At 61.7% G+C, this 18407-nt stretch carries 14 protein-coding genes; 11 read left to right on the forward strand and 3 right to left on the reverse strand.

Annotated features, from left to right (window positions below):
- Positions 1 to 31: 31 nt before the first annotated feature.
- The 3 genes from PLO63_09820 to PLO63_09830 form a co-directional block, all read right to left on the reverse strand.
- Positions 32 to 832, reverse strand: coding sequence for a 4Fe-4S dicluster domain-containing protein (locus PLO63_09820; GenBank protein HOI74431.1), 801 nt, complete (start codon positions 830 to 832; stop codon positions 32 to 34).
- An 11-nt stretch (positions 833 to 843) separates the two neighbouring features.
- Positions 844 to 3912: a formate dehydrogenase-N subunit alpha gene (gene fdnG, locus PLO63_09825; GenBank protein HOI74432.1), complete on the reverse strand. Its 3069-nt coding sequence runs from the start codon at positions 3910 to 3912 to the stop codon at positions 844 to 846.
- Between the two features lie 159 nt (positions 3913 to 4071).
- Positions 4072 to 4956 (reverse strand): formate dehydrogenase accessory protein FdhE, encoded by an 885-nt coding sequence (locus PLO63_09830; GenBank protein ID HOI74433.1) that lies wholly within the window; start codon positions 4954 to 4956, stop codon positions 4072 to 4074.
- Positions 4957 to 5331: 375 nt separating this feature from the next.
- Here PLO63_09830 and fdnG (PLO63_09835) point away from each other — a divergent pair, with 375 nt between their 5' ends.
- From fdnG (PLO63_09835) to PLO63_09885, 11 genes are all read left to right on the forward strand, one after another.
- Entirely contained in the window at positions 5332 to 8427 is a 3096-nt protein-coding gene (fdnG, locus tag PLO63_09835) for a formate dehydrogenase-N subunit alpha (GenBank protein HOI74434.1), read from the forward strand.
- 6 nt (positions 8428 to 8433) lie between these two features.
- Positions 8434 to 9225 (forward strand): 4Fe-4S dicluster domain-containing protein, encoded by a 792-nt coding sequence (locus PLO63_09840; GenBank protein ID HOI74435.1) that lies wholly within the window; start codon positions 8434 to 8436, stop codon positions 9223 to 9225.
- Entirely contained in the window at positions 9222 to 9884 is a 663-nt protein-coding gene (locus PLO63_09845) for a formate dehydrogenase subunit gamma (protein HOI74436.1), read from the forward strand. The genes PLO63_09840 and PLO63_09845 overlap by 4 nt, the downstream gene beginning before the upstream one ends.
- Positions 9885 to 10371: 487 nt before the next feature.
- Positions 10372 to 10953: a TlpA disulfide reductase family protein gene (locus PLO63_09850; protein ID HOI74437.1), complete on the forward strand. Its 582-nt coding sequence runs from the start codon at positions 10372 to 10374 to the stop codon at positions 10951 to 10953.
- Between the two features lie 15 nt (positions 10954 to 10968).
- Positions 10969 to 11568 carry a peroxiredoxin gene (locus PLO63_09855; protein ID HOI74438.1) on the forward strand — a complete coding sequence of 200 codons (600 nt, stop codon included), beginning with the start codon at positions 10969 to 10971 and terminating at the stop codon, positions 11566 to 11568.
- A gap of 180 nt (positions 11569 to 11748) precedes the next feature.
- The gene (locus PLO63_09860) at positions 11749 to 13281 is read left to right on the forward strand and encodes a DUF4301 family protein (protein ID HOI74439.1); all 1533 of its coding nucleotides are present in this window, start codon (positions 11749 to 11751) and stop codon (positions 13279 to 13281) included.
- 244 nt (positions 13282 to 13525) lie between these two features.
- Positions 13526 to 14593 (forward strand): D-alanine--D-alanine ligase family protein, encoded by a 1068-nt coding sequence (locus PLO63_09865; protein ID HOI74440.1) that lies wholly within the window; start codon positions 13526 to 13528, stop codon positions 14591 to 14593.
- Positions 14594 to 15373 (forward strand): ABC transporter permease, encoded by a 780-nt coding sequence (locus PLO63_09870; protein ID HOI74441.1) that lies wholly within the window; start codon positions 14594 to 14596, stop codon positions 15371 to 15373.
- A 1-nt stretch (position 15374) separates the two neighbouring features.
- Positions 15375 to 16121, forward strand: a complete 747-nt coding sequence (locus PLO63_09875; protein HOI74442.1) for an ABC transporter ATP-binding protein — start codon at positions 15375 to 15377, stop codon at positions 16119 to 16121.
- A 39-nt stretch (positions 16122 to 16160) separates the two neighbouring features.
- Entirely contained in the window at positions 16161 to 17642 is a 1482-nt protein-coding gene (locus PLO63_09880; GenBank protein HOI74443.1) for an MlaD family protein, read from the forward strand.
- A gap of 295 nt (positions 17643 to 17937) precedes the next feature.
- Positions 17938 to 18384, forward strand: a complete 447-nt coding sequence (locus PLO63_09885) for a hypothetical protein (GenBank protein HOI74444.1) — start codon at positions 17938 to 17940, stop codon at positions 18382 to 18384.
- Positions 18385 to 18407 lie beyond the last annotated feature (23 nt).

The following is an 18407-nucleotide window of genomic DNA, read 5'->3' on the forward strand; positions in this document are numbered from 1 at the left end:
AAGGCGTCCGTCGCCTGAATCATTCCCTTTTTCATGATTCGCCTCCTCCCTTCTGGTTCTGATCCTCATCCGGCGACTTCGGCCCGTGGATGAGGTAGTGCAGGAACGACCCGGCGATCACGCCGCCCGCCGCCAAGAGCGACAGCGGCTTCAGGAAGTCTTTCCATACGATGATGGACGCCGGGACCGTAGGCTTCTCCGGCAGCTTGTCGTAGACGGCGGGCTTGTGCTCCAGGACGTAGATCACGTGGGTCCCGTCGACGAACTTGTCGCCGTAGACGTTGGCGTCCCCGCCCAGGACAGCGGCCCGTTTGTAGGCTGCCTTGATCATGGCGTTCTTGTCGCCGATCTGGAGCGCCCCCGTCGGGCAGGACAGGACGCAGGATGGCTTCTGGTCCGCCAGGAGGCGGGTGTAGCAGAGATCGCACTTGGTGATCCGGTCCGTCGCCGGATTCCACCGCGGAATATCGAAGGGGCAGGCGGCGATGCACTCCTTGCAGCCGATGCACTTCTCGGAATGGACCCCCACGGTCCCGTATTCCGTGCGGAACAGGGCGCCGCTGGGGCAGACCTTCATGCAGGCCGCGTCGGTGCAGTGCATGCAGCCGTCCTTCCGGAACAGCCACTGGAAGTTCCCCTTGCCGTCCTCGTACTCCTGGAACCGGATGAGGGTCCAGGTGTTCCACTGGAGATCGGGAGGATTCTGGTAGCTGCCCCGGTTTTTCGTTCGGAAGGCCGGCATTTCGTTCCACTGCTTGCAGGCCACCTGGCAGCCCCGACAGGCCGTGCATCGACTGGTATCGATCATTTTGACGACTTCAATCCCTTTCATGGCCTATCTCCTTATATCTTCGCGACGTTGACCATGAACGCCTTGTACTCGGGGCAGAAGGTGTTCGCGTCACCGACGGTGGGGGTCAGGAAGTTCGTGCTGTCTCCGCCGTCCTTGGGGAACAGCCACCCGTAGTTGAAGGGCATGCCCACCTGGTGGACCTCCTTCCCTTCCACCTGGAACGGACGGAAGCGCTTGGTCACCATGGCCACGCACTCCACCTGGCCGCGGACCGACGACACCCGGACCCGCTCCCCGTTCCGGATGCCCTTCTGCTTGGCCAGCTTGTCGCCGATCTCGACGTAGAGCTCCGGCTGCATCTCCAGGAGCCAGAGCTGCCAGCGCGTCAGGGCGCCGGAGCACCAGTGCTCCGTGCAGGAGTAGGTGGTGCAGACGTAGGGGAACTTCTCATCCGCGTTGGCGACCTTGTCCAGGTCGCTCTTGAAGATCTGGATGGCCGGGTTGATCAACTGTCCCGACAGGGGGTTCTTCGAGAGTGGTCCTTCCAGCGGCTCGTAATGCTCCGGAAAGGGCCCCTCGACCATGCCGGGTCCGAAAAGAGCGCCCAGGCCGTCCTGCTTCATGATGAAGGGGTACTTTCCCTTCTCCTTGTTGGCCATGGGCGGCCAGGGACCGTCCGGGACGTCGCCGACCCACTTCTCCCCCGTCCAGGCCAGGATCTTGCGCTTGGGATTGTAGGGGGTCCCGTTGACGTCGCAGGAGGCGCGGTTGTAGAGAATGCGCCGGTTGACGGGCCAGGCGAAGGACCAGTTCGGGTAGAGGCCGAGACCCGTCGGGTCGTCCTTGCCCCGCTTGGCCATCTTGTTCTCGCCGTCGGTAGAGAAGCTGCCGGCCATGATCCAGTTGCCGCCGGAGGTCGATCCGTCGGCCTTCAGCATCCCGAAGGTCGGGACCAGCTGGCCCTTCTTGAAGACGGTGCTGGTCTTCTTTTCCTTGTCCTCGATGACGGTGTCCTTCAGGAAATAGCCGTTGATCTGCTTCGAGATCTTCAGGGCGTCGTAACGTCCCTTCCGGTCCGTGTAGTCCCACTTGAGACCCAGGATCGGCTCGGGAAACTTGCCGCCCTCCTTCTTATAGAGGGCCCGGACGGCGTCCATCATCTTGATCCAGATCTCGCCGACGGGGATGGCGTCCTCCGGCGGCTCCGCGGCTTTGTACTTCCAGGTCACCCAGCGGCCGCTGTTGCTCTGGCTGCCTTCCTTCTCCATGGTGGCGGAGGCGGGGAGGAGGAAGCACTCCGTCTTGACCTTCTTCGGATCGACACCGGGGCCCTTCCAGAAGGAGCAGGTCTCGTTGTCGAAGATGTTGGCGCTCACCAGCCAGTCCAGCTTCTCCAGGGCCTTGCGGACCTTGGCCGTGTTGGGAGAGCTGACCGCGGGGTCCGTGCCGACGGAGAAGAGACCCTTCACCTTCCCCTCGTACATCTTGTCGAAGAGGTGCATGAGGGAGTAGGCCTGACCGTCGTCCATCTTCGGCAGCCAGGAGTAGCAGAACTCGTTTTCCTTCGTTGCCCTCTCATCATAGTAGGATTTGAGCAGGCTGACGAAGAAGTTCGGATAATTCTGGTAGTAATTGGCCGACTGGGGATCCTTGGATTCCGGCGTGCATTTATGAAGGTATTTCTCCAGGGTATCGAGTGATGCCACGGGCATCTTCAGGTAGCCCGGGAGGTTGCCGTAGAGGATGCAGTGGTCCGTGGATCCCTGGACGTTGGGCTCACCCCGGAGGGCGTTGATGCCGCCGCCGGCGATGCCCATGTTGCCCAGGAGGAGCTGGATGATGGACATGGTCCGGATGATCTGGCTCCCCGTCGTGTGGTGGGTCCAGCCCAGGGCGTAGCATTCCGTTCCGGCCTTGTCCTTCACACCGGTGGCGCTGTACTCCTCGTACACCTTGAGCAGATTCTCCTTGGTCACGCCCGTGATGCTGGAGACCTTGTCGATGGTGTAGCGGGAATAGTGCTTTTTCAGGAGCTGATAGACACAGCGGGGATTCTGGAGGGTCATGTCCCGCATCGGGACGCCCCGGCCGTCCTTGTCGAAGACCCATGTGTCCTTGCTGTATTTCCGCTTTCCCGCGTCATAGCCGGAGAACAGGCCGTCCTTGAAATTGAAATCGGCGCTGACGATGAAGGACGCGTTTGTATAGTTGGTGACGTACTCTCTGAAATCCTTGTTGTTGCTCAGGATGTAGTGGATCATTCCTCCCAGGAAGGCGATGTCCGTGCCGGACCGCAGCGGCACGTGGTAGTCGCAGCGGGCGGACGTCCTGGTGTAGCGGGGATCGACATGGATGATCCGGGCCCCGTTCTGCTCCTTGGCCCGCAGGATCCACTTGAAAGCGATGGGGTGGTGCTCGGCGGCGTTGCTCCCCATGATGAGGATGACGTCGCTGTTCTTCAGGTCGATATAGTGGTTCGTCATGGAACCACGGCCGAACGACTCTCCCAGAGCCGCAACGGATGGACTGTGTCAGACCCGGGCCTGGTGGTCGATGTACACCAGGCCTAATGCCCTTGCCGTCACGCTCATGAGCCAGCACTCCTCGTTGTCCACGTTGGAGCTTCCGAGGTGGCCGATGGTCTCACAGCGGTTGACGACTTCTCCCTTGGCGTTTTTCAGGACGAATTCCTTGTCCCGCGTGTCCTTCACCAGGCGGGCGATCCTTTCCATCGCCCAGTCCCAGTCCTTGTCTTCCCACTTGTCGCTGTACGGGGCCCGGTACTGGACCTTGCGGAGGCGGTACTTGTTCGCTTCCGTCAGGTCGAAGAATCCCGCCCCCTTGGCGCAGAGGGAACCTTCGTTGATGGGGTGTTCCGGATCTCCCTCGATGTTGAAGATCTTTCCGGTCTTCCGGTCGACGCTGCAGATGAGGCCGCAGCCGACGGAGCAGTAGCAGCAGGTCGTGATGACCTGCTTCGCCGTCCGGACGCGGTTCATCTTGTTCAGTTCGTCCGCATACGCCTTCGCCGGGGCCAGGTCGAGGCCCAGGGATGACAGGGCGATCCCTGAGCCGACGGCTCCCGAAAGGGTAAGGAACCTTCTGCGAGTAATGTTCATAATGCCTCCCGTGCCTGTGTCATGATTGGCATAAGCCAGCAGTGGCACAGGTAGGGGATTTCGCCCGCTTTGTCAATCTGTTACATAAAGCATAGGTGGGAGAGCGAAGAAGGATTCAGGAAGGTGGAAGAGGCGTTTCCCGTCCTGATCCCCGGGGGGTCATTCGATGCAGAGCCATCCCGAGGGATCGAGGGGCTGGTAGCCCTTCTGCTGCATGATCAGGTCAAGGTGGATCAGGCTCAGGGCCGTCACGTCCAGGTCGGGGTCGCCGATGTCGCTGGCGCGGTACAGTGTCACCAGGTATCGCTTGCACTCCTCGCATGTGAAGGCGGACTCGACGGTCTTCCCTTCGAGGAAGAAGTAGTTCATCTCCTGGGGGGATTCGTGTTCGCAGTAGGGGCAGCGGACCCGGTTGAAGCGCCAGTCCCACCCGCAATGGAGGCAGTGGAGCCAGCGCTGGGTGATCTTGTCGTGGACGCGGGCGATCCCGGCGAAGGATCCGCAGAAGGGGCAGTATCCCTTGTCCCATTCGGCGTCCCGGAGGACCGGGGCGGCCTCCGCCGATCGGAGTTCCAGGACGGTCCGCGCGGCGGCCGCCAGCAACAGCCGGCTCACGGCGGCGGGAATGTCCCGGACGCAGTCCCACGAGGCGGGAAGCGTTTCGTCCGGCGGTGGATAGGAATGGAAATAGTCGTGGAAGGGCACGGTACCGGAACCGACGCATGCTTCCCAGGCATCCAGGCCTTCCCGAAGCTGCGGGAAGCCCCGCCGGGCGGCATCGATCAGGGGAAGGAGGACGTTCTGCCAGGGATCTTGCTGGAAAAACAGCCGGATCTGACGGATCACGGGAACGCCGGCCTTCAGTTTGTTCCCGTCGATGCCGGATGGATCGATCCGTCTCCAGTCCAGGTTCCCGATGAGCCGCCGCTGCTCGATCATCAGGGGCCCGAACGCCTCGAGGATCCCCCGGCTGTGGGGGTTCTTCTCCTCCGCTTCCCGGAGGTTCGCGTCCAGTCTCTCGAGGGCCGCATCCCGATCGTTCATCCTCCACCTTCCTTTCAGGAAGCCCCGACAGGCTGACTCCCCTTGAAATTCGTGAGCGGCAGAGGAGTTATGCCGAAAACGACACAATGTCAAGGTCCGATTATCTCTGCGGTTTTGCGGTATGTCATAAATGACATAAGTAGTCGTAATTACTGATAAAAATATTGACACCAAAGGGGAGAAAATATATAGGGGATCGGCAATTTCAGACCCTCAGGCCATCCATGGACAGCGCTCTGTTCATCCCATTTTTCCAAGTGCGAGATTCCGTGGATGAGGGACTGCCTGCCCAGTTGCTATTGCTTTCTCGCTTCCCGGGGAGGGGACGGGACAGCCGATGGATAGAATCCGCAATCATAGAGAAAGGAGCGCTTTATGGAAGTCACCAGAAGAGGTTTCTTGAAGCTCTCCAGCGCCGTGGCGGCCGCGGGCGGACTTGGGTTGAGTCTCAAGCCCGTATCGGCCTATGCCCAACCGCTGAAGATCCAGTACGCCAAAGAAACCACCACCATTTGCCCATACTGCTCGGTGGGCTGCAGCATCATCGTCTCCGTCCGCAGGGGCGTGGTGGTCAACACGGAGGGCGATCCCGACAGTCCCATCAACCGCGGGTCCCTCTGCAGCAAGGGCGGATCCATCTACCAGATGGCCGTCAACGAGAACCGTCTCGGCAAGCCGCTCTACCGCGCTCCTTTCGCAACGGAGTGGAAAGAGGTGGACTGGGAGTGGGCCCTCGAGAAGATCGCCCACAACGTCAAGGAGAGCCGGGACAAGAGTTTCAAGACCAAGAATGACAAGGGCGAAACGGTAAACCGCACGGAAGGGATCGCTTCCGTCGGCAGTGCCGCCATGGACCTGGAAGAGTGCTTCACGTACCAAAAATTCCTGAGGGGGTTGGGTCTGGTGTACATCGAACACCAGGCCCGGATCTGACACAGCCCAACTGTACCGGCTCTGGCAGAGTCGTTCGGGCGTGGCGCAATGACGAATCACTGGGTCGATTTCAAAAACAGTGATGTCCTCCTCATCATGGGCAGCAACCCTGCCTCCAACCATCCCGTCTCCTTCAAGTGGATCCAGGCGGCGGTCGACAAGGGCGCAAAGATCATCTGCGTGGACCCGCGGTTTACGCAATCGGCGGCGAAGGCCCACCTGTATGCCCCTCTCCGCTCGGGAACGGACATCGCCTTCCTCGGCGGGATGATCAAGTACATCCTCGAGAACAACCTCTATTTAGAGGAGTACGTCAAGCATTACACCAACGCCTCCTTCCTGGTGAACCCGGCGTTCAAGCTGCCGGGCGACAACAAGGGCGTTTTCTCGGGGCTGGAAGGGGCAAAATACAACAAGGACACCTGGTCCTACCAGACAGAAGCCGGCGGGCGCATCAAGAAGGACATGAGCCTCAAGGATCCGAACTGCGTTTTCCAGCTCCTGAAGAAGCAGTACTCCCGTTACACCCCGGAGATCGTCTCCAAGATCTGCGGAACGCCGGTTGACAAGCTCCTGGAGGTCTACAAGCTGTACGCCTCGACGGGCAAGCCCGATAAGGCGGGCGTCGAGCTCTACGCCATGGGCTGGACCCAGCACACCGTCGGCGTCCAGAACATCCGGTCGATGTGCATCATCCAGTTGCTCCTGGGCAACATGGGCATCGCCGGCGGCGGTGTCGCGGCCATGCGCGGCGAGTCTAACGTCCAGGGCTCCACGGACCACGGCCTGCTGTTCCACATCTGGCCGGGCTACCTGGGAACCCCCACGGCCTCCCTGGCGACCCTGAAGGCCTTCAACGAGAAGCGGACCCCCACCACGAAAGAGCCCGACAGCCTCAACTGGTGGAAGAATTTCCCGAAATACTCCGCCAGTTTCCTGCGGTCCACATACGGGAAGAACGCATCCCTGGAAGAGGCCTACGAGCTGATGCCCAAGCTGGACGACGGGGCCAACTACTCCTGGCTCACAATCTTCGACCAGATGTACAAGGGCAAGTTCACCGGCTTCTTCGCCTGGGGCATGAATCCCGCCTGCAGCGGGGCCCACTCCAACAAGGTCCGGCAGGCCCTGGGCAAGCTGGACTGGATGGTGAATGTCAACCTCTTCGACAACGAGACGGGCTCCTTCTGGCGCGGCCCCGGCATGGATCCGGCGAAGATCAAGACGGAAGTCTTCATGCTGCCCTGCGCCTCCTCGATCGAGAAGGAGGGGAGCCTCGCCAACAGCGGCCGGCTCCAGCAGTGGCGCTACAAGGCCGTCAATCCCCCCGGCATAGCCCTGCCCGACGGGGACATCATGAGCGAGATTTACTTCAAGGTGAAGGAGCTCTACGAGAAGAACGGCGGACCGCTGAAGGAAGCGATCACGAAGCTCTCCTGGCCCTACGGCAAGTTCGTCGGCTCCCACTACCATTATGATCCCCACGCGGTGGCCAAGGAGATCAACGGCTTCTTCCTGGAGGACAAGAAGGTCGAGAACCCCACCAAGAAGGGCGAATTCAAGGAGTTCAAGAAGGGCGATCCCGTCCCGACCTTTGCCTGGCTGCAGGACGACGGCTCCACCTCTTCGGGGTGCTGGATCTACTGCGGCTCCTACCCGGGGACCAACATGGCGGCACGGCGTGGCCAGAAAGACCCCACCGGCATCGGCCTGTACCCGGAGTGGGCCTGGTCCTGGCCGGTGAACCGCCGGATCATCTACAACGGCGCGTCGGTGGATCTGAACGGAAAACCCTGGAATCCCAAGAAGCCGGTCATCACGTGGAATGGCGAAAAATGGGTGGGCGACGTGCCCGACGGCGCCGGCAACCCCGGCTCCGGACGGCCGCCGTTCATCATGAAACCCGACGGCGTGGCCAGCATCTTCGGACCCGGCCTGGCCGACGGTCCCTTCCCGGAGCACTACGAGCCTCTCGAGTGCCCCGTGGAGAAGAACCTGATGTCGCCGCAGAAGCACAATCCCGCCATCAAGCGGTTCGACAAGGCCGGCGTCGGCTCCGACATGGACGTCTACGCCAGCGTGGCCAGCTGTGACCCGAAGTTCCCTTTCATCTGCTCGACGTACCGGATCAGCGAGCACTGGCAGACGGGCGTTCTCACCCGCTGGTGCCCCTGGCTGGCGGAGATGCAGCCCGGGATGTGGTGCGAGATCGGCCTCGAGCTGGCGAAGGAAAAGGGCATTGCCAACGGAGAGAAGGTCATTGTCGAGTCCGCCCGCGGCAAGGTGGAGTGCACGGCCATTGTAACACCCCGCTTCAAGCCCTTCATCATCGACGGCAACACGATCCACGAGGTCGGCATTCCCTGGCACTTCGGCTGGATCACCACGAAGGACCGGACGTACAAGCCCGGCGACAAGAAGCCCGAGGTCTACACGGAAGGGGACGCGGCCAATCTGCTGACTCCGACCATCGGGGACGCCAACACGATGATTCCCGAAAGCAAGGCCTTCATGGTCAACGTCAGGAAAAGGGGGTGAGAGACCATGGCCGAATACATTAAACTGATTGACGTTTCGAAGTGCACGGGCTGCCGGGGCTGCCAGCTGGCCTGTAAGCAGTGGAACCAGATGCCGGCAAGGCAGACGAAGAACAACGGCTCCTACCAGAATCCCCCGGATCTGCAGTGGAATACCTGGACCCTCATCCGGTTCCAGGAAGTGTCCGACAAGGACGGCCTCAAGTGGCTGTTCCGGAAGGACGGCTGCATGCACTGCACCGACGCGGCCTGCGTGAAGGTCTGCCCCAGCGGCGCCCTGTATCACACGGAGTACGGCACGGTGGGCCTGAACCAGGAGAAGTGCATCGGCTGCAAGGAGTGCATCGCCGCCTGCCCCTTCGACATTCCGCGGTGGAACCGGGCCACGGACCGCATCTACAAGTGCGACCTGTGCCTCTCCCGGATCCAGGCGGATCTGAACCCTGCCTGCGTGAAGGCCTGCCCGACGGGAGCACTCACCTTCGGGGAGAAGAAGGCCATGATCAAGGCGGCCTACAAGCGGGCGGAGGAGCTGGGAGAAAAGGCCTCCGTCTACGGCGACAAGTTCGTCGACGGAACCCATGTGCTCTATGTGTTGCCGGAGAAGGTGGATGTGTACGAGAAGCTGCCGAAGAAGCCGAGCGTCCCGGCATCGATCATTGTCTGGAAGGACTTCCTGAAGCCGCTGTCGCTCTTGGCGGCGGGCGGCGTGGTCGCCGGGTCGTTCCTGCACTACCTCATCCACGGGCCGAAGTCGCCCGATGAGGACCAGAATCAGAAGGGAGGAGGCGAATCATGAAAAAGGGAATGATTCAGGCGACGGACGCCTTTGAGAGAATCGTCCACTGGAGCCTGGCCATTTCGTGCCTGCTCCTGTGCATTTCGGGCCTGGGGATGATGTTCCATTCCCTCAACTGGATCGGGGAGATCTTCGGAGGTCTCCGGTCGCTGAAGTACATTCACAATTTCACGGGGATCTGGTTCGGGGCGTCCCTGGCCTTCGCCATCGGGATGTGGTGGAAGGAGGCGGGGGTGTTCACGATGCCGGAGGACCTGGACTGGATGATGTGCGGCGGCGGGTACCTGTGGCATGTGGACAAGGTTCCCGAAGTCGGGAAGTACAACCCGGGGCAGAAGGCGTTCTTCCTGGCGGTGGCGGGCTGCGGGGTCCTGATGTTCGTAACGGGACTGATCATGTGGTTTCCGCTGAGCTTCCCGTCCGGACTGGTGCGGTGGATGTTCGTGCTGCACGCCCTGGGGTTCGTGACGATCTTCGCGTTTTTCTTCGTGCACCTGTACCTGGGGACGGTGGGCTCACCGGGTTCCCTGCCGGCGATGACGACGGGGTGGGTGACCCGTGCGTGGCTGAAAAAGCAGCACCCGAAGTGGCTCAAGGAGATGGAGCACGAGGGGAAACTGGTGGTCTACGGCGAGGAGAAGGCCGGCGGAAGCCACTGAGGCCCGGCATTTCCAGTCGGAGGGATGCGAATCCCGCCGGCCATCCAGTGATAATGATCGAACAAAAGGCTTGCCCTTCGGGGCGGGCCTTTTTCTTTCCCCGGGGCGCGACGGCTGTCACGGGGCATGCCGCCGTCGCGGACGTTTTTCCACGCGGGCCGTTCAAAAATACCCGTCTGCGGCGTTTCCCTCATCCTTCGCCATTCGATGTACCGAAAGGGTACGACTCATGGCTAAGGATTTCGGGGGCCTTGCATCCGGGCATTTTTGAACAGCCCGTCCCATGCTTCCGGCAGAGGCGTCCTTCTGATTGCTCCTCTGGGAACCCCCGGCCGCGCCCCCGCGGTTGGCTGGCCGTTCGGGGCGCGGGGGCTGTCACGGATATTTCTTCCGCTTTTTTTAGGACTTGGTGACAATTGCATTTGCCTTCCCCCCCGCCGCCGTGCCGTGATATAAAGGCTCACAACCCGTAAGGAGGCTGATGACGATGAGAGGAAGGATCGGTTCGCGAACAGGTGCGGTGCTGGTTTGCCTGATCATGCTGCTCGGATGGGGCGGAACGGCCCTGGCCCAGCCGCCCGTAGGAGGGACACTCCCCGAATTCACCCTCTCCGCGCCGAAGGACAGCGGCGAGAAAAGCTACCTGGGCCTTTCGTGGCTCGGCGGCTCCTTCCGGATTCCCGAGCTGAAGACCCGGGTCGTGATCATCGAGGTTTTCAGCATGTACTGCCCGTACTGCCAGGCGGAGGCACCCAAGGTCAACCGGCTCTACGGGCTGATCGAGGGCAATCCGGCCCTGAAGGGGAAAATCAAGCTGATCGGCATCGGGGCGGGAAACTCACCCTATGAGGTCGGAGTATTCAAGAAAAAGTACGGCGTGCCCTTTCCCCTCTTTCCGGATGGGGATTTCAAGATTCACAAACTCCTGGGCGAGGTGCGGACGCCCTACTTCATCGGGGTGAAGATCAATCCCGACGGTTCGCACACTGTTTTCTTCTCGAAGCTGGGGGCCTTCGAGAGCCCCGAATCCTTCCTGAACTCCATGATCCGTCTTTCGGGACTCCAGTAACAGGAGGTGGGAGCCATGTCGCGCAGGAGCACATTCCGGATCTGGATGGCCGTTGCCGTGTTGCTTTTCGCTGCCGGGGAGGCGATGGCTCTTTCGGACGCCTACAAGGGCAATATCTACAACACCGGGGTCCTGAAGCCCACGGACAGCAGCCTCAAGGTAAAGGTCGGCGAGGCCGCCCCGGATTTCACCCTGCCCTCGGTGGCGGGGGAGCGGGTGTCCCTGGGCTCCTACCGGGGAAAGAAGAACGTGGTCCTCTCCTTCGTCCCCGCCGCCTGGACGCCCGTCTGCTCCGACCAGTGGCCGGGGTACAACATCGTGAAGGATCTCTTCGAAGCCCACGATGCCGTCCTGCTGGGCATCACGGTGGACAACATCCCCACCCTGTTTTCCTGGACAATCCAGATGGGAAAGCTCTGGTTTCCCGTCCTGTCGGACTTCTGGCCCCACGGGGCCGTGGCGGACCGCTACGGCATCCTGCGTTCCGACGGAACCGCGGAGCGGGCCCTGTTCGTCATCGACAAAAAAGGGATCATCCGCTACATCGACGTCCATGACATCAACCAGCGGCCGTCCCTGGAGAGCTTGATGAAGGCGCTGGAAAACCTGCGCTGAAATCGGGACGGGACCCGACGGCCGGGAGGCCTCAGGACCGTCCGCAGGAAGGGAGGATGGAGGATCCCATGGGGGGTGAAAAGGTGACCCGCCGGCAGAAGGATGTCTCGCGGCTTCTGCGGGAAAAGAAAAAGATCCAGCGGGACAAAATCACAAAGACGAAAAAGAAATAGGGTTGTCATGGCGAAGGATTTCTGGTCGGAGGCGGACCTGCGCCAGATGGCGGAGGCCCGCCTTTCCGTGGAAAAGGCGGAAGAACAACTGGAACGGTTCCACACCGGCGTTCAGCCGCTCCGGCTGGACAGGCCCTGCACCGCCGGGGACGGGATCCTGGCCCTTCCGGCCCCGGAGAGGGAGCGGTGCGAGCGGATCTTCGAGGAGCTTGTCAAGACGGGACGCGTGATGAAGTTCGTCCCGGCCTCCGGGGCGGCCAGTCGCATGTTCCGGGACTGGCACCGGGCCTGTTCGGTGAGGGCCTTCGATTCCGCCCCGGAAGAGGAAAACTTCCTGAAATCCCTGCCGGATTACGCGTTTTATCAAGACCTTCGATCCCGCGTGTCCGCCGCCGGCTGTTCTCTGGAAGAGTGGATTTCACGGGGCAACTGTCCTGAGATCCTCGATTTCATTCTGAAACCCGAGGGACTGGACTACGGTTCCCTACCCAAGGCCCTTCTGAAGTTTCATGGTTACGCCGACGGCGGCCGCACGGCCCTGGAGGAGCACCTTGCGGAGGCGGCGCTCTATGTGCGGGATGCCGATTTCGTCTGCCGGATTCACTTCACCGTCTCGCCGGAACATCGCACCCTCGTGGAAGCGCACCTGAATGAGGCCGTTCCGGCCTGTGAGCGCCGGTTCGGCGTGCGCCTTCAGGTGGGGCTGTCGGTGCAGGATCCCTCCACGGACACCATCGCCGCGGCTCCGGATAACCGGCCGTTCCGGGGAGAGGACGGCCTCCTCGTCTTCCGGCCGGGAGGCCACGGAGCCCTCCTCAACAACCTGGACTCCCTCGACGGAGACATCGTCTTCCTGAAGAATATCGACAATGTGGTGCCCGATCGCCTCAAGGAGCCCACGATCCTCTGGAAAAAGATCCTGGGCGGGTTTCTGGCGGATCTCGAACAGGATCTGCACCGCCGCCTCCGCCGCATCGAGGAGGGGGTCCTGGGGCCGGCGGAAATCGAGGACATGATCCGCTTCTGCCGGGAGAGGCTCCAGGCGCGGATGCCCGACGACGTGGCGGCCGCTCCTCCGGAGATCATGGAGGCCTGGCTGTTCGCGAGGATGAACCGCCCGCTCCGGATCTGCGGAATGGTCAGGAATGAAGGCGAGCCGGGCGGAGGGCCGTTCTGGGTCTCCGGCGCCGGCGGCGTCTCCTCCCTGCAGATCGTCGAGGAATTCCAGGTGGATCGCACAGACCCGGGACAGCGAGGAATCTGGGAGTCCTCCACCCATTTCAACCCGGTGGACCTGGTGCTGGCCCTGCGGAACTTCCGGGGGGAACGGTTCGACCTGAACCGGTTCGTGGATCCCGCGGCCGTTTCGATCACCCGAAAGTCGGAGAAGGGAAGGGACCTGCAGGCCCTGGAGCTGCCGGGGCTCTGGAATGGTGCCATGGCCTTCTGGAACACGGTCTTCGTGGAGGTGCCCCTGGAGACCTTCAATCCCGTCAAGGTGGTGGAGGATCTCCTGCGGCCGCCGCACCGCCGGATCTGAATGTTTTTTAACTTGATCTTCATCGGGTTATTTGCCATGTTTTCGCCGGTTTCGCGGGGATGGGGCTTCCGCGCAGCATCAGGCGAAGAAGCGGGGCACCGATCCGGCGCCCGTGTCCTCCCGCCATGCGCACCATCCGTGGCGGGTTCCGATTCATGAAACGAATAAACCATAAAAATTATCGAAGTATGCCGGGTCCGGACGGCCGTTGCGGGCGGCTTCTTCGCACGGAGAGGATGGAGGCATGATGGCCGAACAGGCGGGTGGAAAGATCCGGGTGGGAATTGTCATGGGGGGTGTCTCCTCCGAGAAGGAGGTGTCCCTGGAGAGCGGCCGCAACATGTTCAGCAAGATCGACCGGAAAAAATACGACCCCACGGCCGTTTTCATGGACAGCGAGGCCCGCTTCTGGGAGATCCCGGTCAAGCTGATCATGCGCAACAGTACGAAGGACATCGAGGAGGACCTCACCGCGGAGGCCTCCCCGATTCCCTACGAGGCGCTGCGGGAGCGTTTTGACATCCTGTGCATCGGCCTCCATGGAAAGTACGGGGAGGACGGGTGCCTCCAGGGGCTCCTGGAACTGCTCCAGGTGCCTTACACAGGATCTGGCGTCCTGGCGTCCGCCCTGGGAATGGACAAGGGCGTCTGCCGGAGGGTCCTTGCAGCCGCCGGGATCGACGTTCCCCGGACCGTTTCCGTCTCGGCGGTGCGCTGGGCATCGGACTCGGACGCGATCCTGAAGGAGATCGGCGAGACCGCGGGATTTCCCTGCGTCGTCAAGCCCACCCGGGAAGGGTGCAGCACCGCCGTGAAAAAGGTGGTCTCAGCCGCGGGGATTCCCGATGCCCTCGCGGAAGCCTTCTCCTGGGACAACACGGCCCTGGTGGAGGAATTCCTTTCCGGCACCGAGGTGACCTGCGGCGTCCTGGGGTCGGAGACACCCGAGGCTCTGGTGCCGTCCGAGACGATTCCCACGACGGAAATCCTCTCCCTGGAGGATAAGTTTCTTTACGGTCAGGGAGAAAACAAGACGCCTGCCCGGGTTCCCGACGATGTCCTCCAGCGGATCCGGGAAACGGCGGTCGCGGCCTTCCGGGCTCTGGACCTGAAAGGATACGCCAGGATCGACATGTTCGTCCGTCCCGACGGCCGGGTGGCCGTTCTGGAACCCAACACCCTGCCGGGAATGACGCCCTCCACGGTCTTTTTCCACCAGGCGGCGGCGGCCGGGATCACCCAGGCCGGCGTCATCGACCGGATCATCCAGTCCGCCCTTCTGGACCACGCGGCCAAGCGAGGGCCCCTGTGAATGAACGGCCCGACAGCCACCGTTGAGCGCATCGGCCGGATCGTCCTGGAGAACGTCGAGGAGCTGGGGAGGATTCTTCTTCTCTTCCTGTCGGCCCTGTCCTGGATGGTCCGCCCTCCCCTGAAAGCGCGCCAGATTTTCAAGCAGATGGAGTTCGTGGGGGTCAAGTCGATCTTCGTGGTGGTCCTGACGGGGACCTTCACGGGGATGGTCATGGCGCTCCAGGGATATCACGGATTCCGGATGTTTGCCGCGGAGAGCCTTGTCGGGTCCACCGTTGCTCTCGGGATGACCCGAGAACTGGGGCCGGTCCTGACGTCGCTCATGGTGACCGCCCGGGCCGGCTCGGCCATGGCGGCGGAACTGGGGACCATGCGCGTCACGGAGCAGATCGACGCCCTGGCGGTCATGGCCGCGAACCCGGTGAAGCACCTGATTGTACCCCGGCTCATCGCGGGCGTCCTGATGGTTCCGCTTTTGACCGTCGTGTCCGACTTCATGGGCATTCTCGGAGGATACTTCGTCGGCGTCCACATCCTGAACATCAACTCCGGTGCCTTCATGAAAAACATCTTCAAATACGTAACCTTGAATGATATTTACAGCGGCCTGGTGAAGGCCGCCTGTTTCGGCCTCCTCATGGCCCTGATCGGCTGCTACAAGGGTTTCAACACACGGGGCGGAGCGGAGGGGGTCGGCCGGGCAACGACGGAGGCCGTGGTCCTGGCGTCCATTTCGATCCTGGTGAGCGACTATATCCTGACGGCGATGATGTTCTGAGATGATACGACTGGTCGACATTCACAAGTCCTTTGGAAAGCAGAAGGTTCTCGACGGACTCAACCTCACCGTCGAGAAAGGGAAGACGACGGTCATCATCGGCCGCAGCGGCGGCGGCAAGAGCGTCCTCCTGAAGCACATCATCGGCCTGATCCGCCCGGACAGAGGGCAGGTGATCGTGGAAGGGGAGGACATCACGGTCCTGAACGACAAGGACCTCAACGAGGTCCGCAAGAAGTTCGGCATGCTCTTCCAGGAAGCGGCCCTCTTCGATTCCATGAACGTGGCGGAAAACGTAGCGTTCCCCCTTCGGGAGCACACGAACATGTCCAGTGAGGAAATCATGGACAGTGTCCGCGACCGCCTTGCGGCGGTGGGTCTCTCGGGGGTGGAGGAGAAGATGCCCTCGGAGTTGAGCGGAGGCATGAGGAAGCGCGTCGGCCTGGCCCGGGCGCTGGCGATGCGGCCGCAAATCGTTCTGTTCGATGAGCCCACGACGGGATTGGACCCGGTCATGACGGAGGCCATCAACCAGCTCATCGTGGAGACCCAGCGGGCCTTCAACCTGACCTGCGTCGTCATCAGCCACGACATCCAGTCGGTCTTCGAGATCGGCCACCGCGTCGCCATGCTCTATGAAGGGCGCATCATTGAATACGGAACCCCGGAGGAGGTCCGGGCGTCCCGGAACCCCGTGATGGTCCAGTTCCTCACGGGCAGCACCGAAGGGCCCATTCAGATTCTGTAAGGGAGCGCCGGGGGGGACATCCGCGCGCGGGAGGTTTGCATGACATCCATCAGCACGGAAGCGAAAGTGGGGCTTTTCGTCCTCGCGGGCATCATCATCCTGGCCTTCATGTCCTTCCAGGTTTCCCAGCCGGGATTCGGCCTGAAACGGGGCTACAGGATCCAGGTGGTCTTCGAGAACGCGGCGGGTCTCGACAAGGACGCCTCCGTACAGGTTGCCGGCGTCGAGGTCGGGCGGGTCGACTCCATTGCCCTTCAGGACGGAATGGCCCTCATCACCCTGCGGATCAAGCCGGACGTTGAGCTCGCAAAGGACGTGACGGCCTCCATCCGGACCCACGGGCTCCTGGGCGACAAATACATCGAGCTCTCCCCGGGGACCAAGGGGAACGGCAATCTCGAGGAGGGAGAGCGGATCGCCAACGTGGAGCGACAGGCCGACGTGGACAAGCTGATCCATCAGATCTCCGGGATTTCCGAGGACATCCGGGGTGTTACGACGACCCTGAACAAGGTCTTGGGCGGCCAGGCCGGCCAGGAGGCCGTCGGGGACATCGTCACCAGCATCCGGCAGCTTGCCGTCAATCTCAATGCCGTCGTGAAGAACAACGAGCGGACGCTCCACGCCATGCTGGAAAACGGCCGCATGCTGAGCGAAAACCTCAACAAGGTGGTGACCCAGAACGACCAGAAGATCGCCCAGGTGGTGGATAACCTCCAGAGCGCCTCCAAGGAAATGGAGAAGACGTTTGCCTCCCTGAGCGAAGTCACCGAGGGGATCCGGAAAGGGGAGGGAACCGTCGGGAAGCTTGTCAAAGACGATGAGATGGCAGACCGGCTCAACAAGACCGTCGCGTCCCTGCAGGACGTCTCGGACAAGCTCAGCCAGGGGAAGGGAACCCTCGGCAAGCTGATCAACGAGGACGAGACGGTAAACAATCTCAACGCCGGCCTCGCGGGCATCAACCGCTACCTGGCCAAGCAGGAGCAGTACCGGACCCACCTGGGCTACCGGGGCGAGTATCTCATCGAGCACAACAACTGGAAGAGTTACGTGAATCTCCGGATCCAGCCCCGGGAGGACTATTTCTACATCCTGGGTCTCGTTGCCGATCCCCGGGGCCGAAAGTACATACGGGATTACACGGTGGGCGGCGTGACAAGCCGGGTGGAGGAGTGGGACAAGAACGGGCTCCTCTTCAACGCCCAGGTGGCCAAGCGCTACCGGGACCTCGTCCTCCGGGGCGGCATCTTCGAATCGACGGGGGGCGCAGGCCTGGATTACCTGGCCTTCAACGACCGGCTCCAGCTGACCTTCGAGGCCTTCGACTTCACGGACGACAACAGGCGGGCCCACCTGAAGGGATACGGGGAGTGGCGCCTCCTCAAGTACCTGTACCTGACCGCCGGCTGGGACGACTTCATCAACAAGGACAACCGCTCCCCCTTCGTGGGATTTTCGATCCGGTTCGAGGACGACGACCTGAAGTACCTCATGACCTCGGCGCCGATTCCGAAATAACGGACGGTGATGCGGCAGGAAGGAGGAGCTTGTCCCGGGGCGCGCAGAAGGCCGCGCATTCATCCATGCTTTCGAAGTATATAAAAAGACGGATGTTTCGGCGCGCCCGAAAGGTCCGGCAAAATGGATCAAACTGCTTGACACGAATCGAGAAAGCACTATATTTAGCCCGCTTTTGAAAACCTCATCGAGGTCCGGGGTAACGATGATGGGCCGGTTCTTCACTCCCGCACAGGTTCAGATCGCCGGTAGTGCTTTTACACAGGCGGAAAACCTGGTGGGAAGGCACTTCCGGATGACCGGGGAAGACATGAAGGCCCACCGGTACGACGTGAAAACCCTGGCTTTCCTCGAAGATCACGAGGTGCGGGACGAGGCCTTCGCCCACCTGTGCAAGTACCAGTCGGGACGGGAGAAGGCGGGGTTGGGGCAGGCTCCGGGGATGCACTTCTACAGGGTGTGCCTCCAGGACAACCGGATTCTCGACGCCGTGGAGCGGGGCACCTCTTTCATCCGGCTCAATCCGCTGCTGCTGTACATCGCCGCTCACGAACTGGTGCATATCATCCGATTCGACCGGGGGGAAATCGACTTTGATGCCCCGGAGTCGGACAAGACAAGGGAAGAGGAGAAGGTCCACGGAATCACCCGGACCATCCTCCAGGGCCTGCGGCAACCGGAAGTGGGGATCGTGGCCGAATGCTTCGACAGCCGGTATCGGCTGGGAGACTGGGTGAATTAAGATTTGGATGGAGGTTTGAGGAG

Source organism: Syntrophales bacterium (assembly GCA_035363115.1).
Lineage (GTDB): Bacteria > Desulfobacterota > Syntrophia > Syntrophales > PHBD01 > PHBD01.

Coding starts and splice junctions, on each gene's coding strand:
- PLO63_09860 (HOI74439.1), top strand. CDS start 11,749: ATGGCGAAGGATTTCTGGTCGGAGGCGGACCTGCGCCAGATGGCGGAG.
- PLO63_09865 (HOI74440.1), top strand. CDS start 13,526: ATGATGGCCGAACAGGCGGGTGGAAAGATCCGGGTGGGAATTGTCATG.
- PLO63_09870 (HOI74441.1), top strand. CDS start 14,594: ATGAACGGCCCGACAGCCACCGTTGAGCGCATCGGCCGGATCGTCCTG.
- PLO63_09880 (HOI74443.1), top strand. CDS start 16,161: ATGACATCCATCAGCACGGAAGCGAAAGTGGGGCTTTTCGTCCTCGCG.
- PLO63_09830 (HOI74433.1), bottom strand. CDS start 4,956: ATGAACGATCGGGATGCGGCCCTCGAGAGACTGGACGCGAACCTCCGG.
- PLO63_09850 (HOI74437.1), top strand. CDS start 10,372: ATGAGAGGAAGGATCGGTTCGCGAACAGGTGCGGTGCTGGTTTGCCTG.
- PLO63_09820 (HOI74431.1), bottom strand. CDS start 832: ATGAAAGGGATTGAAGTCGTCAAAATGATCGATACCAGTCGATGCACG.
- PLO63_09885 (HOI74444.1), top strand. CDS start 17,938: ATGACCGGGGAAGACATGAAGGCCCACCGGTACGACGTGAAAACCCTG.
- PLO63_09875 (HOI74442.1), top strand. CDS start 15,375: ATGATACGACTGGTCGACATTCACAAGTCCTTTGGAAAGCAGAAGGTT.
- PLO63_09845 (HOI74436.1), top strand. CDS start 9,222: ATGAAAAAGGGAATGATTCAGGCGACGGACGCCTTTGAGAGAATCGTC.
- PLO63_09855 (HOI74438.1), top strand. CDS start 10,969: ATGTCGCGCAGGAGCACATTCCGGATCTGGATGGCCGTTGCCGTGTTG.
- PLO63_09840 (HOI74435.1), top strand. CDS start 8,434: ATGGCCGAATACATTAAACTGATTGACGTTTCGAAGTGCACGGGCTGC.